Origin of the sequence: Brevibacterium sp. K11IcPPYGO002, assembly GCF_050920635.1 — a bacterium.
Taxonomy (GTDB): domain Bacteria; phylum Actinomycetota; class Actinomycetes; order Actinomycetales; family Brevibacteriaceae; genus Brevibacterium.
Window position 1 is genome coordinate 360,154 of record NZ_CP131929.1, and the last position, 14,197, is coordinate 374,350.

The 14,197-nt window shown below is 65.1% G+C and carries 18 protein-coding genes; 14 read left to right on the forward strand and 4 right to left on the reverse strand.

Annotated features, from left to right (window positions below; all coding sequences use genetic code 11):
* Positions 1–7: 7 nt before the first annotated feature.
* Positions 8–418 carry a VOC family protein gene (locus QYM46_RS01655; RefSeq protein ID WP_432790519.1) on the forward strand — a complete coding sequence of 137 codons (411 nt, stop codon included), beginning with the start codon at positions 8–10 and terminating at the stop codon, positions 416–418.
* A complete protein-coding gene (locus tag QYM46_RS01660) occupies positions 415–714 on the forward strand; it encodes a biopolymer transporter Tol (protein WP_432790521.1) in 300 nt (99 codons plus the stop codon). The genes QYM46_RS01655 and QYM46_RS01660 overlap by 4 nt, the downstream gene beginning before the upstream one ends.
* A 67-nt stretch (positions 715–781) precedes the next feature.
* On the opposite strand, the gene QYM46_RS01665 is transcribed toward QYM46_RS01660, so the two are convergent.
* On the reverse strand, positions 782–1,246 hold the full coding sequence (locus QYM46_RS01665) for an SRPBCC family protein (RefSeq protein ID WP_101555809.1): 465 nt from the start codon (positions 1,244–1,246) through the stop codon (positions 782–784).
* A gap of 254 nt (positions 1,247–1,500) precedes the next feature.
* On the opposite strand from QYM46_RS01665, the gene QYM46_RS01670 reads away from it, so the two are divergent.
* The 10 genes from QYM46_RS01670 (at position 1,501) to QYM46_RS01715 (ending at position 8,777) form a co-directional block, all read left to right on the forward strand.
* The gene (locus tag QYM46_RS01670; protein ID WP_432790522.1) at positions 1,501–3,228 is read left to right on the forward strand and encodes a carbon starvation CstA family protein; all 1,728 of its coding nucleotides are present in this window, start codon (positions 1,501–1,503) and stop codon (positions 3,226–3,228) included.
* 4 nt (positions 3,229–3,232) lie between these two features.
* Entirely contained in the window at positions 3,233–3,523 is a 291-nt protein-coding gene (locus tag QYM46_RS01675; RefSeq protein WP_025777499.1) for a cory-CC-star protein, read from the forward strand.
* Positions 3,514–4,479, forward strand: coding sequence for an ArsA family ATPase (locus tag QYM46_RS01680; protein WP_432790523.1), 966 nt, complete (start codon positions 3,514–3,516; stop codon positions 4,477–4,479). Before QYM46_RS01675 ends, QYM46_RS01680 begins: the two co-directional genes overlap by 10 nt.
* 142 nt (positions 4,480–4,621) lie before the next feature.
* On the forward strand, positions 4,622–5,410 hold the full coding sequence (locus QYM46_RS01685) for a MerR family transcriptional regulator (protein ID WP_432790525.1): 789 nt from the start codon (positions 4,622–4,624) through the stop codon (positions 5,408–5,410).
* A gap of 125 nt (positions 5,411–5,535) precedes the next feature.
* Positions 5,536–6,138, forward strand: coding sequence for a small multidrug efflux protein (locus QYM46_RS01690; protein ID WP_432790526.1), 603 nt, complete (start codon positions 5,536–5,538; stop codon positions 6,136–6,138).
* Between the two features lie 94 nt (positions 6,139–6,232).
* Complete coding sequence (locus tag QYM46_RS01695) at positions 6,233–6,655, forward strand: hypothetical protein (RefSeq protein ID WP_432790528.1); 423 nt, start codon at positions 6,233–6,235, stop codon at positions 6,653–6,655.
* Between the two features lie 85 nt (positions 6,656–6,740).
* Positions 6,741–7,391: a homing endonuclease associated repeat-containing protein gene (locus QYM46_RS01700; RefSeq protein WP_432790530.1), complete on the forward strand. Its 651-nt coding sequence runs from the start codon at positions 6,741–6,743 to the stop codon at positions 7,389–7,391.
* Between the two features lie 185 nt (positions 7,392–7,576).
* Positions 7,577–7,804: a hypothetical protein gene (locus QYM46_RS01705; protein WP_432790531.1), complete on the forward strand. Its 228-nt coding sequence runs from the start codon at positions 7,577–7,579 to the stop codon at positions 7,802–7,804.
* Positions 7,801–8,157 (forward strand): hypothetical protein, encoded by a 357-nt coding sequence (locus QYM46_RS01710; protein ID WP_432790532.1) that lies wholly within the window; start codon positions 7,801–7,803, stop codon positions 8,155–8,157. Before QYM46_RS01705 ends, QYM46_RS01710 begins: the two co-directional genes overlap by 4 nt.
* Positions 8,157–8,777 (forward strand): OmpA family protein, encoded by a 621-nt coding sequence (locus QYM46_RS01715; RefSeq protein WP_432790535.1) that lies wholly within the window; start codon positions 8,157–8,159, stop codon positions 8,775–8,777. Before QYM46_RS01710 ends, QYM46_RS01715 begins: the two co-directional genes overlap by 1 nt.
* A 187-nt stretch (positions 8,778–8,964) precedes the next feature.
* Here QYM46_RS01715 and QYM46_RS01720 read toward each other — a convergent pair whose 3' ends face one another.
* Together QYM46_RS01720 and QYM46_RS01725 are read right to left on the reverse strand one after the other, a co-directional pair.
* Positions 8,965–10,146 (reverse strand): pyridoxal phosphate-dependent aminotransferase, encoded by a 1,182-nt coding sequence (locus QYM46_RS01720; RefSeq protein ID WP_432790536.1) that lies wholly within the window; start codon positions 10,144–10,146, stop codon positions 8,965–8,967.
* 197 nt (positions 10,147–10,343) lie between these two features.
* Entirely contained in the window at positions 10,344–11,798 is a 1,455-nt protein-coding gene (locus QYM46_RS01725; protein WP_432790538.1) for an NAD(P)/FAD-dependent oxidoreductase, read from the reverse strand.
* A 179-nt stretch (positions 11,799–11,977) separates the two neighbouring features.
* Here QYM46_RS01725 and QYM46_RS01730 point away from each other — a divergent pair, with 179 nt between their 5' ends.
* Positions 11,978–12,400 (forward strand): cupin domain-containing protein, encoded by a 423-nt coding sequence (locus tag QYM46_RS01730; protein WP_432790540.1) that lies wholly within the window; start codon positions 11,978–11,980, stop codon positions 12,398–12,400.
* Positions 12,401–12,415: 15 nt separating this feature from the next.
* Here the strand turns inward: QYM46_RS01730 and QYM46_RS01735 are convergent, their stop codons facing one another.
* Positions 12,416–12,757 (reverse strand): hypothetical protein, encoded by a 342-nt coding sequence (locus QYM46_RS01735; protein WP_432790542.1) that lies wholly within the window; start codon positions 12,755–12,757, stop codon positions 12,416–12,418.
* A 216-nt stretch (positions 12,758–12,973) separates the two neighbouring features.
* Here QYM46_RS01735 and QYM46_RS01740 point away from each other — a divergent pair, with 216 nt between their 5' ends.
* The gene (locus QYM46_RS01740; RefSeq protein ID WP_432790544.1) at positions 12,974–14,167 is read left to right on the forward strand and encodes a pyridoxal phosphate-dependent aminotransferase; all 1,194 of its coding nucleotides are present in this window, start codon (positions 12,974–12,976) and stop codon (positions 14,165–14,167) included.
* Positions 14,168–14,197: the final 30 nt, after the last annotated feature.

Genomic DNA, 14,197 nt, shown 5'->3' on the forward strand with positions numbered 1-14,197 from the left:
ACGTTGCATGACTGAGTATCCGCAGCTGCTGCACACCGTCATCGACACGACAGAGCCGAGACGATCAGCCGAGTTCTACCGACTCCTGCTCGGCTACATCTATCGCCCTGGTGACGAGCCGTCGACAAGCGAGGTCGACGAAACAGACTGGTTGGTGCTCACCGACGCCCAGGGGCATCGGAAGCTGGCTTTCCAGCAGGTCGACCACTTCGAACACACCACTTGGCCGCGGCCCGATGTGCCGATGCAGATGCACCTTGACTTCACGGTGTCGGACCGGGATGCCCTCGAGTGCCAGCGTGAGCGGGCGGAGGACTTGGGCGCCCGACTGCTGCTCGACCGCACCGACGATGACGACGAGCCGCTGTACGTCTTCGCCGATCCCTCCGGCCACCCGTTCTGCCTCTTCGTCGGATGAGCGCGGACGACTACACCGATGACGAGAAGTGGCTGATCGTCACAGGGCGGAGGTGGCGACGAACCGATCCGGGCCTGGAACCGCGCGTGGTCGAGGAGCTCAAGAGCCACCTCGGTGCGGCACGAAACGCTGTCGGGAAAGCGAAGAAGGCGGGTGCGGAGGACGATCTGGCCGAAGCCCGGCGGCGGGTGAACGCCGCGAAGATCGGGCTCGGCGAACGTGGCGACTACTGGTGGGAGATGGCGATAGAGGATCGGCGTGCGCGCGCGGAAGCGGCCCTGAGCGAACTGCGGTGAGTTCGCTCAGGGCCGCCGGAAGCGAGCGGGCGCTCCGCAGGGTTGTCCAGCGGATGCCCGGCAGCGTTCAGTCCTGCGAGACCGCTGCGGCGAGATTGCCGAGTGAGGACTCGAGGTCCTGTTCGCTGACGACGGGGAAGCTGATCTTCTTGAGCAGCTCCTTGTCGGTCACCGCACTCCAGTCGTAGGTGACTGAGACCTCGGTCGAGTGCCGACCCAGCGGCGTGAGTTCCCAGACCCACTCCCAGCCCGGAGGTTCTTCGCCTGCCGGCGCGGTCTTCCAGGCCAGCAGCTTGTTCTCCTCATAGCCGATGACGTGGTTGTCGGTCTTGTAGTCGCCGCCCATCTGATCCCACTGCATGTTCATGGTGAACTTCTGACCGGTCCTGGTGATGCGATCGCTCGTGTCATCGGAGACCACCATGCCCGAACCGTCGAGCTGCGCGTGACGCTCCGGATTGTTGAGGACGTCGAAGATGTCCTCGGGTGCCGCATCGATCGTTCTCGAAGCGCTGACTTTCGTATCGGTCATTGACTTCGCCTTTCGTTGACGGTCATCAGATCTCAGGGCTCCGGCACGGGAGACCGGTGCCCGGTCGCCACGCTATACCCTCTCCGGTGCGGCGGCTAGAGGGGTCGGCCGTGACGGATGCGCGGCCGGCAGGTCTCAATCCGGTGACGCCGAGGCGGCTGTGTCGGCGAGCTTCAAGTGCGCTGATAAAATGCTGGGAAGAACTGCAGTGACGATGCGCAGAAGCATCGTTCGACTCCGAAGGGAGGGTCCTCATGGGCTCCCTGTTGATTATGATCATCGGGCTGGCGATGCTCATCGCCGGCTACCTCCTCTACTCGAAGTTCCTCGGGCGCAAGATCTTCAAGCTCGACGACTCCTTCACCACTCCGTCGCACGAACTCCACGACGGGGTCGACTACGTGCCCACGAACAAATACATCCTGTGGGGCCACCACTTCACCTCGGTGGCCGGAGCCGCGCCTATCGTCGGCCCGGCGATCGCCGTCATCTGGGGCTGGCTGCCCGCCCTGCTGTGGGTGACATTGGGCACCGTCTTCTTCGCAGGCATGCACGACTTCGGGACGCTCTGGGCCTCCGAACGCAATAAGGGACGGTCGATCGGAGCCCTGTCGGCGCGCTATATCGGCAAGCGCGGGGCGAACCTCTTCCTCATCGTCATCTTCCTGCTGTTGCTCATGGTCATCGCGGCCTTCGCCGTGGTCATCAAGGACCTGCTCATCAGCACCCCGTCTGCCGTGATCCCGGCCTGGGGTGCGATCGGCGTGGCGCTCATCGTCGGTGTCTGCGTCTACCGTCTGCGGGTGCCGCTCATCCCCGTCACCATCGTCGGCGTCATCCTGCTCTACGGCCTCATCGTGCTCGGCAACTATGTTCCGGTCGCCCTGCCCGATGACTTCCTCGGCGTGGGACCGGCGACTTTCTGGATCGTCGTGCTCTTCGTCTACGGAGCGATCGCCTCGCTGCTTCCGGTGTGGGTCCTGCTGCAGCCGCGCGACTACATCAACGGCGTGCAGCTGTTCATCGGACTCATCCTCCTCTTCGGCTCCGTGCTCACGGCGACTCTGTTCTCGGCGACGAAGCCCGAGATCGTCGCCCCCGCCATCAACACCGCCGTGCCGGAGGGCACCCCGAGCATGGTGCCGCTGCTGTTCGTCACGATCGCCTGCGGTGCGATCTCCGGGTTCCACGGCATGGTCGCCTCGGGGACGAGTTCGAAGCAGTTGGACAAGGAGACCGACGCCCGTTTCGTCGGCTACTTCGGGGCTGTCGGCGAAGGGCTGCTCGCCCTCGGCACCGTGCTGGCCATCATCGGCGGCATCAAGTCCACCGCAGCGTGGCACGAGATCTACTCGGCCTTCGGCGAAGGCGGAGTCGGGGCCTTCGTCCAGGGCGGCGGCGCCCTCATGGAGCACGGCCTCGGCCTGCCGGCATCGCTGTCGGCGACGGTGCTCGCGACCATGGCGGTGCTTTTCGCCGCGACGACGATGGACACCGGCATGCGTCTGCTGCGCTTCGTCATCCAAGAGGTCGGCGATGCCGTGAAGATCAAGATCACGAACGTCCCGGCCACGCTCCTCGTCGTCGTCATCGGCCTCGGCCTCACCTTCTCCCAGGGGCTCGGCGGAGAAGGCGGACTGCGGATCTGGCCGCTGTTCGGCACGACGAACCAGCTCATGGCATCCCTGTCGCTGTCGATCATCGCCGTCATCCTCATCCGCAAGCGGCGCAACCCGGCACCGGCCCTCGTGCCGCTCGTGTTCGTGTTCGTCATGTCGTTCTGGGCGGCCATCGAGCAGCTCGTCAGCTTCACCACGCTGGGAAATCAGGACTGGCTGCTCTTCGCCATCGACGTCGTCATCATCATCGCCAGCATCTGGGTGGCGATCGAAGCGATCCAGGCGATGCGGCGAGCATGGGCGGAACCGCCCGAGGACCCGGACGCCGACGAGCAGCTCGTCGCGACCCGAGAGAACGTCTGAGCCGATGTCCCAGTCGCATTCCGGGAGCTCGGGTGGTCTCGGGCAGTGGTGGTCATCGTTCCGGGACGGACTCGTCGAGTTCTATGTCGGCCCCTACCGGCAGACCCTCAAGCGCGAACAGCAGGCCGAGGACGACTTCTTCACCGTCGTCGTCCTCGGCGAGGCGCTCGGGGTGCCCGACCCGGCGGCCTACTACACGGCCGAGCTCATGCCCGCCCTGTGGGAGAACTTCCATGCCTGGCATCGCCGCATGGGTCTGCCCCGTTCGCCCCTGGACCACATCGCATGCTGCTAGACATCGCGCGCGACCACCGGTGCCTGTTCGTCGGCGGCAAGGGCGGGACGGGCAAGACGACTGTCTCCTCGGGCCTGGCCATGGCCCGGGCCGACGACGGCGGACGCGTCCTGCTCGTGTCCACGGATCCGGCGCACAACCTCGGCGACATCTGGGGGCAGGAGCTCGCGGACGAACCTCGGCGGGTCCATACGGGTGAGCGCGGATTCGTCGATGCCCTCGAGGTCGACCCCGAAGCGACGATCGACGCGCACTTCGCCTCCGTCGAACGGATGATGACGCGGATGCTGCCCGAGAGCACCCACCGCGCGGCCCGCGCGCATCTGGCCTCGGCCAGGTCGGCTCCCGGCAGTCATGAGTCGGCGGTGCTCGAGCGGATCGCGACGATCTTCGCCGAGGCGGCCGACTACGACCTCGTCGTCGTCGACACGGCGCCGACCGGCCACACCCTGCACCTGCTGGCGCTGCCGGAGCGTCTGACCGATTGGGCGGAGACGCTGCTGTCCAACCGCGACCGGTCCGAGCGTTTCGCCGCCGCGGCCCGCCACCTGGTCAGCCCCAAGGAGGAGACGCCGACGCCGGATGCCGAACTCCGACAGAAGCTGCAGGCTCGTCGGGACCGCTTCGCCGCGCTGAGACGGTCCATCTCCGACTCGCGGCAGACCGGGTTCCTCATCGTCACCATCGCCGAACAGCTGCCGGTCGCCGAGACGCTCGGCCTCGTCACCGACCTCGGTGGAATCGGCATCGAACTGTCCGGGATCGTCGTCAATCGACGCTCGCCGGCCGATGCCGGAGAGTTCCTCGCGGACCGACGACAGCGAGAAGATGAGCATGTGTCACGGCTGAGGTCCGCGGTGCCGACGGTTCCGCTGGCACAGCTGCCGCTGACCGCGACCGAACCGACCGGGGTCGGGGGGATCACCGGTCTCGCGGCTCTGCTCGCCGAGCGCTGAGCCCGGCGGGATCTGGACGCGGCGGTGGCCGTTCGCCCGTGTACCGAACGTGGCCGTTCCGATCCGGCTCCACCTGTGCGTCCGTTCCAATTAGACTGGTGGGCATCCGCGATCGACACGGCACCGGCGGAAGGACCTGACCGTGGGTTGGAGCACGAGCGAACTGGCGCGTCTGGCCGGCGCCACGGTCAACACCGTCCGGCATTATCACAAGCTCGGGCTGCTCACCGAGCCCGAACGGATGAGCAACGGCTACAAGCAGTACGGTGCCTCCCACCTGCTCCGACTCCATCAGATCCGGCGAATGCGCGAGCTCGGGATTCCGCTGTCCGACATCGGGTCGGTCGACGACGACCACGAGCAGCAGCAGATCGCGCTCAAACAGCTCGAGGGTGACCTCGATGAGCAGATCGCAGCTTTGGAAAAGGCCCGCGCCGAGGTGGTCCAACTCCTCGAACACGGGGCGCCGATCGATACGGCCGCGGGTTTCATCGACATCGCCGCGCGGATGTCGAGCGCGGATCGCAGCCTGATGAACATCTACTCGAGCCTCTACGAAGACTCCGCGTTGGCGGAGATGAGAACCATCATGTCCGAGACCACACCCTACGATCGGGAGATCGACGAACTCGCCGAGGACGCCGATGAGGACACGCGGACGCGTCTGGCCGAGCAGATCGCTCCGAGCATGAAACGCCATCTCGAGACCAAACCCTGGCTCCTCGCGCCGACCGATCGGATGACCGGGGACGTGAAGATGGGACAGGCCGCGATCATCGGCACGATCAGCGAGCTGTACAACGACGCGCAGATCGATGTCATCCAGCGGGCGTTCATCGCCGTCTTCCCGACGCTCGAGATTCCGGACGAAGATCGCGAGCGGTTCATTGCTTTCATCAAGCACGTTGCCGCGCAAGTGGAAGAGAGCTGAGGATTCGCAGGGTTCGCCGATGAGGGCTTGACCCTGTTCCGAGAACACAGTCTGTACTGAACGTATCAACCGTCAGATCCGGCTCTTCCGGGCCGGGATCTGACCAACACGTTCAGGAGGACACCATGAACCCGATCATCGAATTCTTCCAAGGTCTCGCCGCTCAGGTTCCCGACCTGCTCCAGCCGTTCATCGTCGCCGCCGCTGGTGCCATTCCCTTCATCGAGGGTGAGATCTCCTCGATCATCGGCGTCTGGGCTGGGATGAACCCCGTGCTCGCCGGCATTGCCGGGGCCATCGGCAACTTCGTCTGCGTCACTGTCATCGTGCTCCTCGGGGCACGGGCCCGTCGCGCGGTCGTCACCCGCCGCAGTGCCAGTCGTGAGCTGGCAGCGGTCGGGGCCGGGGTGACGGCGGAGAGCGCCTCGGGCGACTCTCCGACGGACATCACGGCGGAGGATAAGGCCGCGGAGGGCCACCTCGGTGAGGGTGAGAAGCCCGAGTCCAAAGGACGAGTCAAGTTCAAGAAGTTCCTCACCCGCTTCGGGGTCCCCGGCGCGAGCTTGCTCGGGCCGCTGGCGATTCCCACCCAGATCACATCGACGATCCTCGTCAGTGCGGGTGTGAAGACGTCGTGGATCCTGCTCTGGCAGGGCATCGCGATCATCGCCTGGACGACCCTGACCACGCTCATCGCCACCGGCTCGCTCGCCTTGCTGTCCGGCTGAGCGCGCAGAGCACTCAGGTGCCGCGGTCATCTTTGACTTCACCGATCAGACCATCGCCCACGGACCTCGTCGCCGCAGGAAGAAAGGACGAATCATGCGCTCGCTGTATCGCCATCGGCTGGTCCTCACACTCACAGGACCGATCCTCATCGCGTTGGGACTGCCCCTGATCGTCCCGTTCGCCGCGACTCTCTTGGGCGAGACGATGCACCTGCAGATGCGATTGAGTCTGACCGAATCGCTGCTGGCGACCTTGGGCATCCTCGTCGCCTGGTTCGTCATCTCACGGACCATCGACGTCGTCCTCAGCGGAAGCGACATCGGAGGCAGGCTGACCGGGCGTCTTGTCTCGGCAGGTGCGTCGGTGCTCGTGCTCGGCGGAGGTTACCTGCTCATCACCGGCTCGATTCCGTTGGCCGCGATCACCGCGGTCGTGATCAGCGGTCTGTTCTTCGCGTTGAACACGATGCTTGATGTTCGAGCGATGGGGCCGACGCGACTCCGCCACTCCAGGTGACCGTGCTCAGGTGCTTCTCGCCAGTGTGACGTCGGGTCCGAACGATTTCGGGTCGGTGTCCCATCTGAAACGTACAATGGAGTGAATGTCTGATACCGGGAGAACCCACACCTCATCGCTGGCCGTGCTCGGTGCGCTGCTGTTCGTCACCGCCCGCGGCCTCGATTCCACCGGTGCGCCGGGGATCCCCGCGAGCGCCGACCCGGCGAAGCTCAGCCCCGCCGACTTGGAGACCCTCGCCGAGGTGGAGTCGGCGCTGACCGTCCAACTGAAGGATTCAGGGACGTCCGTGACGTCGACCCTCGCCGAGGTGGCTGCGGCGGTTGCGTACGTCCGTGGCCGGGCGGAGGTCCCGAGTCTGACCGCCAGCCGGTACGACCAGCTGCGCAAGACGGTGCTCGAGAACCTCGGTGCCACCTCGGCGCAGGGGGCGACGATCTGGCCGCCGACCAGTCAGACCGCGGTGCAGCGGTTCGGTTCGTGGAACGAAGCGCTCAAGGCAGCAGGTCTGGCGACGAACAAGATCGGCCGGGCGAAGGGACAGCTGCGCTTCGACGCGGATGCCTATGCCAAGGCGATCGCCGAGTTCCTCGCCGACTGCGAATCGCGCGGGACCGCCGCGACCTACAAGGCCTACACGGAATACGCCGCCGAGCACAAGGGCGACGTGCCCTCGGCCGCGGCCGTCCGGAAGTTCTACGGAAGCTGGAATTCGGCACTCGCCGCCGTGGGGTGACATGGGCAGCGCAGGACCCGTTCGGTGCTGCCTCTTGACCGACGGTGTGTAGATAGGGTTGTCCCCGAAGTTATGGTCCTCCTTTGAATGGGACTACGCCGGTGTTAACGTGGTCAATCGAGAATGACGGGGCTGTCGGCATCGGTGGTTTCGTGCCATGACCGACGACGGAAAGACGACTGATCGTGATCTCGACCAAGCTCACTCGGGGCCTCGCTGGCGCGGCCCTCTGCATTCTGGCCGTGACGGGGTGCTCCTCGCCGCAGAATTCTGATTCCAAAGACAAGGACTCGGCGGCCGACGGCGGAGGCGGCAGCAGCGATGGTGCGACGCCAGGCGTTGAGAACATCGATCCCGATGACGTCATCGTCAAACAGGATGTCAAAGTCCCTGGGCCCAATGAGGACACGTGACGGTCGGAATTCATTCCCTCGAGGTCAGGGGAAAGACACAGACCTTGACCATGGTCATCACCCCGCACTTCAAGTCTGCGGCAGACGACGATGTGATCAGCGTTTTCGACGTCTGGGGCGAGGACAGATTCTTCCCGCAGCTCATCGACGCTGACAATCTCAAGGTCTACTCGCCGATCTCGGACACTTATGATGAATGGACCTCGGACTCGGTGCTCACCGAGACGACGAACAATCACCCGATGACCGCGTGGGCCGTGTTCAAGGCGCCGGAGAACGACATCGACTCTGTCGATATCAGGGTGCAGGAATCGTGGCCGAAGTTCACCGACGTGCCGATTACGGAGTCGTGATGGCGGCAAACACGCGTCATCGATGGGTTCCTGTCCTCAGCGTGATCGGGGCCGGTGTTCTGATCGGCTCCGGGCTCGGCATCGCAGGCGGTACAACCGCTGGAGTCGCGGCTGACACCCAGGCGACCTCGCCGGCCGACCTGCCCGAACCATCCAAGGAACAATTGGAGAATTCGGTCCAGCGGTGGGAAGTGAACGGAGTCAAAGAATGGAACACCTCGGAGTCTGTCGAGCCGTTGGTGACGAACAAGAAGGACGGGGACGACGCAGTCATCACCTTGGCCAGCGACATCCTCTTCGACTTCAGCAGCGCCGAGATCTCCGACAAGGCCGAGAAGGCCATCGCGACGACCGTGGAGAAGGTTCCCGACGGTACGAAAGTCACAGTCTCCGGATACACCGATTCGATCGGCGACGATGCGGCGAACAAGAAGCTGTCGAAGAAGAGGGCGCAGGCGGTGGCCGATGTCATCGCCGACTCACGGTCCGACCTCGACCTGACCGTCAAGGGTTATGGGGAAGCGGACCCTGTCGCAAAGAACACGACGAAGAAGGGCGACGACAACCCGCAGGGTCGGGCGAAGAACCGACGCGTCGAAATCAGCTACGACGACAGTTGAGCGTTCGCGCCGTGGGGTGAGGAGGGACATTGTTCAGCGACCGCGCATCGTCCCACCGACCGCTCGCGTTATACCCTGCGCGGTCGACGCTGAGTTGAGCGCTCGCCGGCATCAGCGTTCGCTGGCACAGCGCTCGCAGGCTCGACGCTCGCTGGCATCACCGCCGCCGGCTCAACGCCTGCCGGCATCACCGAGCTGCGGCGAAGGCCTCCAACCGGTCGCACGCGGTGTTGATGGTCTCGTCCGAGACCGCGAAGGTCAGCCGCAGGTAGCCCTCGCCGGCCGGGCCGAAGGCAGAACCAGGGATCGTCGCGAGATTGTGCTCCTCGAGCAGGTGGGTCGCGAGCTCCCATGATGACAGGCCCCACTCGGACACGTTCACCCAGGCGTAGAACGTCGCCGCCGGTCGCAGCAGACTCAAGCCCTCGATGGCATTGATGCGCTCGACCATGAGCTCCCGCCGCCTCGCATACGAGGCGACCATCTCCTCGACAGCCGTCTGCGGCCCCTCGATCGCAGCGACGGCGGCCTCCTGCACGAACCCGGGCAGGCTCGAGGTCAGACCCTCCTGCAGCAGCGCCATCGGGGCGATGAGATCCTCCGTACCGATGACGAATCCGCACCGCCACCCGGTCATGGCATAGGTCTTCGAGAAGCTGCCGATGGCCAGGAACCGATCGAACTCAGCCCTCACCTCGGCGGTGGATGGTTTCACCTCGGCGATGGAGGTGTATTCCGCCTCGAAGACCATCTCGTCATAGACCTCATCGGAGATGACGGCGAACCCGTGCTCATCGGCCAGCGCGGCGATCTGCTCGAGGTCGGCCCGATCCATCACCGAACCCAAGGGGTTCGAGGGACTGTTGATGATGATCGCCGCGGTCTTGTCCGTGATCGCTGAGCGGACATCCTCGGCGCGGAGCTTGAAATCATTGTCTTCGGTGACGGGGACGGACACGGCAACCCCGCCGAGGCGGTGCACCTGCCCCAGATAGTTCGGGAAGCTGGGGTCGGGGATGATGACCTCGTCACCGGGGGAGACGGTGACATCGAGGGCGAAGGTGAGTGCTTCCATCGCGCCGAAGGAGACCATGACGTTCGCAGGCTCGATGCTGCGATTCCACCGAGTCGAGTACTTCCGCGCGATCGCGGCCCGCAGTTCGGGGATGCCGGCGTTCGCGACGTAGCGGGTGTTGTCGTGCTCGATCGCGCGGATGCCCGCGGCCTTGATGTGCTCCGGGGTGGTGAAGTCCGGCTCGCCGACGGTGAGCTTCACGGCGTCGGGGAAGTCGAGCGCAAGATTGAACATCTTGCGGATGTCTGAGGCCGGATAGGTCTCTGCCATGGGGGAGATGCGGGAGTTCGTCATGGCTTCAGTCTGCCCCTGAAACTGCGGCGACAATAGGGCCAAGTCACATCGAGAGACTGTCGTGGTCGGCTGTGCGCGGACACGATCTGCCGACCGCTCGACTCAGCGTCGAGCGCTCGAGATATAGCGCGGTACAGCGACGGCAACGTGAGCTGTCGGTGAAGTGGGCCGCTGGCGTGGGGCGCGCGGCCGCCCCGCTACTCATGCAACCCGGCCAGGCGGGAGCCGAAGCGGGCGAGCAGGCTCGTCTTCTTCGCCCCGGTCACCGACTCCCACGTATCGGCGAGGCCGAAGATCTTGTACATCGACCGGATGCCCAACCAGCGGATCGGCTCGGGCTCCCACTGCCCGGAGACGTGGTCGTTCCACGGCAGCGCGGTCAACGGTGTCACGGCCCCGGCGGCCCGATCGAGCAGGGTCTTCGCCGCCAGGTGAGTCGCCGTCACCCCGTGCCCGGCATAGCCGCGGGCCACTCCGATACGCTGTGCCGGGTCGAAGAAGACGCCGGCGCACCAATCCCTGGTCACCCCGAGCGCACCCCGCCAGGCATGCGCAACCTCGAACTCGAGGTCCGGGAAGAGTGAGGACAGGCGCCCGGCCAGGAGGTTCACCACCTCGGCGGGGACTTCGCCATCACCGGGCAGACCCGATCGAAACGCGTACGGCGCCCCTCGACCGCCGAGCGCGATCCGACCATCGGCGGTGCGCTGGGCATAGATGAACGTGTGTGCCGTGTCGCCGAGGCATTCGCGGCCCTCCCAGCCGATCGATGCCCATGCCTCGTCCGGCAGCGGTTCGGTCGCGATCATCGACGAGAACACCGGGATGACCTGGCGTCCGGCCAGCCCCGGCAGGTCGCCGCCGACCGTGTCCGAATACCCCTCGAGACACACGAAGATCGTGTCCGCGTGCACCGGCCCGCGGTCCGTGGCGACCGAATTCTTTCGGATATGCCTCGCCGAGGTAGCCTCGCAGATGGTCACGCCCTGTTCCCTGAGGACGTGGCCGAGTCCGCGAGTGAGCAGTGCCGGGTCGATGGCGGCGGTACCGGGAAAGTAGAGGCTGCCGAGCGCACCGTCGACGTTGATGCGGGCACGCGTCGCCTCGGCGTCGAGGAACTGCATGTCCTCGGGCCCATATCCGAACTGCTCATTGCCGGCCTCAAGGTCGCGCAGCCGGGACAGGCCGGCCTCCGACTGAGCGATGTCGATATGACCGCCGCGCACCTGGTGGGCATCGATGCCTTCGGTCTTGCAGACCTCGAGGACCTCGTCGATGGAGTCGAAGAGCGCGGACTGGAAGGCCCGGACGCTCGCCACGCCGTCGAGCCCGGCCGAACCGACCGGTCCGGTGGGATCGCTCTGACGGGCACGGTCGACCGCCTCGGCGAACTTGGTGCGGTTGCCCGGCAGCAGGGTTGAGAGCCATCCGCCGTTGCGGCCGGAGGCACCGTAGCCGATGTGGCGGGCCTCGATGATCGTGATCGCCCACTCGGGGTGAGCCTGCCTGGCGTAATAGGCCGACCACAGGCCGGTCAGTCCGCCGCCGACGATGACGAGATCCTGCTTCTCGCGCGGCAATGGGGTGGGGTCGAAGGCTTCGGCGGGGGAGGCCGCCAGCCAGTGTGAGGCTTCACCATTGAAGTAGGACACGGATCAACTCCTGAACTCGAGGCAGACCAGACGGTCGCCTACGGAATCAGTTCTATCCCACGACCGACGGGAAGTGAATAGTTGTGTCAGTTCAGATCAGATGCTGAAACGAGCTCGGCACCCTACTGATTTCTTCGCCTTGGCGGAGAGTGGGCGGGCTGTCTGCTTACACTGGTCGCATGAGCGCAATGGAGCCGATCAACACTCACGATGTCCCACTCAGCCACGAACCGATCGAGGAGTGGCAGAATGTTCCGTCCGCCTCGGCGGGAGAAGTCGACACGGTCGGGTCGCTCGAGTCGGAAGGATCGGCCGCCTCGGCGAAGGAGCCGGTGACGACGGGATTCGCCGAACTCGGCACCATCGGCGGCGCCGACTTCGGGCTGTGGGAGATGAGCGGGGGAGCGATGCGGGATATCGAAGTCGACGAAGTCTTCCTCGTCATCTCCGGGACCGGCCGCATCGAATTCGACGAACCCGGCCGTGACCCCATCGAATTGGCGCCGGGGTCGCTTGTCCGCCTCGACGAGGGGATGAATACGCGCTGGTACATCGACGGTGCTCCGCTGCGGAAGCTGTTCATCGCGCCCAGTGAGGGATGAGGGCCGGTGCGGGCGTCAGTTCGCGTGCGTTTCGCACAGCGTCTTGATCCACTGATTGCGGGTGCGGGGGCCGACGGTCGCGTCAGTCGACCCGCAGACCTCACACGTGGACCGGGACAGTTCTTCTGCCTCATCGACCAGCGTGTACACAGCGTCCCAGTCATCCGGGTCGACGGTTAGTTCGCTGAAGTAGAACCTCAGTGTGCCGAGCTTCTCCTTGATCTGCTCGGCCTTATAGTCCGGGGCGATGGCGGCGATCTTCCTGTCCAGGTCCTCGATGATCGGATGCCAACCGGACCTGCACTCCGGCACGATGCCGTGACGGTTATAGAACCGTTCGAGTTCGCTGTCGTCCATGATTCCTCGCAATCGCACGCTCGTCGTTGACTGCCATTATGTCCTCCGGCACGGACACCGCTGACAATCCCAGGTCAGGTGTTCTATCGTGAGTGAACCGGTGCGCGCCGTGCCCTGGGACGGTTCCGTCCTACGGCGCGCAGCACCCACGGACACCCCAGCCCCGATACCACAGTATTGCCCTCGAAGAGATGGACCCCGAAGAAGGAGCCGACGATGAAGACTGCTCGCCGCTTGGACAACCTCGGCACCGAGACCGCGTTCCGCGTGGCCCAAGCCGCCGCCGAATGGAAGGCTCGCGGCAATGAGGTGTTCCCGTTCCACCTCGGCGATCTCAATTTCCCCTTGGCCGGCCACATCGTCGAAGCCCTCGACCAGGCGATCGCCGACGGCAAGACCGGCTACTGCCCGGGACCGGGAATCCCGGAACTGCGGGAGGCGCTCGCCGATGACCTCGGCTCGCGGCGCGGGATGACGATCGACCCCGCCGAGGTGGTCGTGACCACGGGAGGCAAGCCCGTGATCACGAAATTCCTCCAAGCGGTGATGAATCCCGGCGAGGGTGTGCTCTACCCGAATCCCGGGTTCCCCATCTACGAGTCCCAGATCGAATACCTCGGCGGTACGGCGCTGCCCTACCGGTACGTCCCGACCTCCGACGGGTTCGCCATCGACCTCGACCACCTGCGGGCATCGATCGATGAGAACACCACGGCCATCATCTACAACGACCTGCAGAATCCGATCTCCGCGGAATCCACCCCGGGTGAGCGTGAGGCCATCGCTGCGATCGCGCAGGAGTTCGACCTGTGGGTGCTCTCCGACGAGGCGTACTTCGAGATGCGCTATCGCGGGAAGTCTCAGTCGATCGCCGCCCTGCCGGGCATGCGTGAGCGCACTGTCATCCTCTACACGTTCTCGAAGAAGTACGCGATGACCGGGTCACGGCTCGGCTGCGCGGTGGCGCCGAAGGAAGTCGCCGAGGCGATCTCGCTGATGAACACCAACGACGAATCGTGCACGAACCAGTACGTGCAGTGGGCGGGGATCGCTGCCCTGCGCGGACCGCAGGGGCCGGTGGGGCAGATGTTGGAGGTGCTGCGCAAACGGCGCGATGCCACCTGTCGACTCATCAATGAGATCCCCGGCATGAGTGTGGCGACACCGGGCTCGACGTTCTACGTCTTCCCCGATGTCACCGAGGCGATGGAGTCGAAGGGGATCGCGACTCTGGCGGACTTCTCCACCGAGGCGTTGCATGCCACGGGTGTCTCATTCTGCACCCGCGAGCACTTCGGCTCACCGCAGCCCGGGGAGGACCGGTCCTATATCCGGCTTGCCTATTCGGGTATCGATGAAGCCGCGATCACTCGCGGCCTGGGGCGGCTCAAGGAGTGGATCGAATCCTGAAGTGGCTGGGGCCGGCCGTGCGGTGGGGCT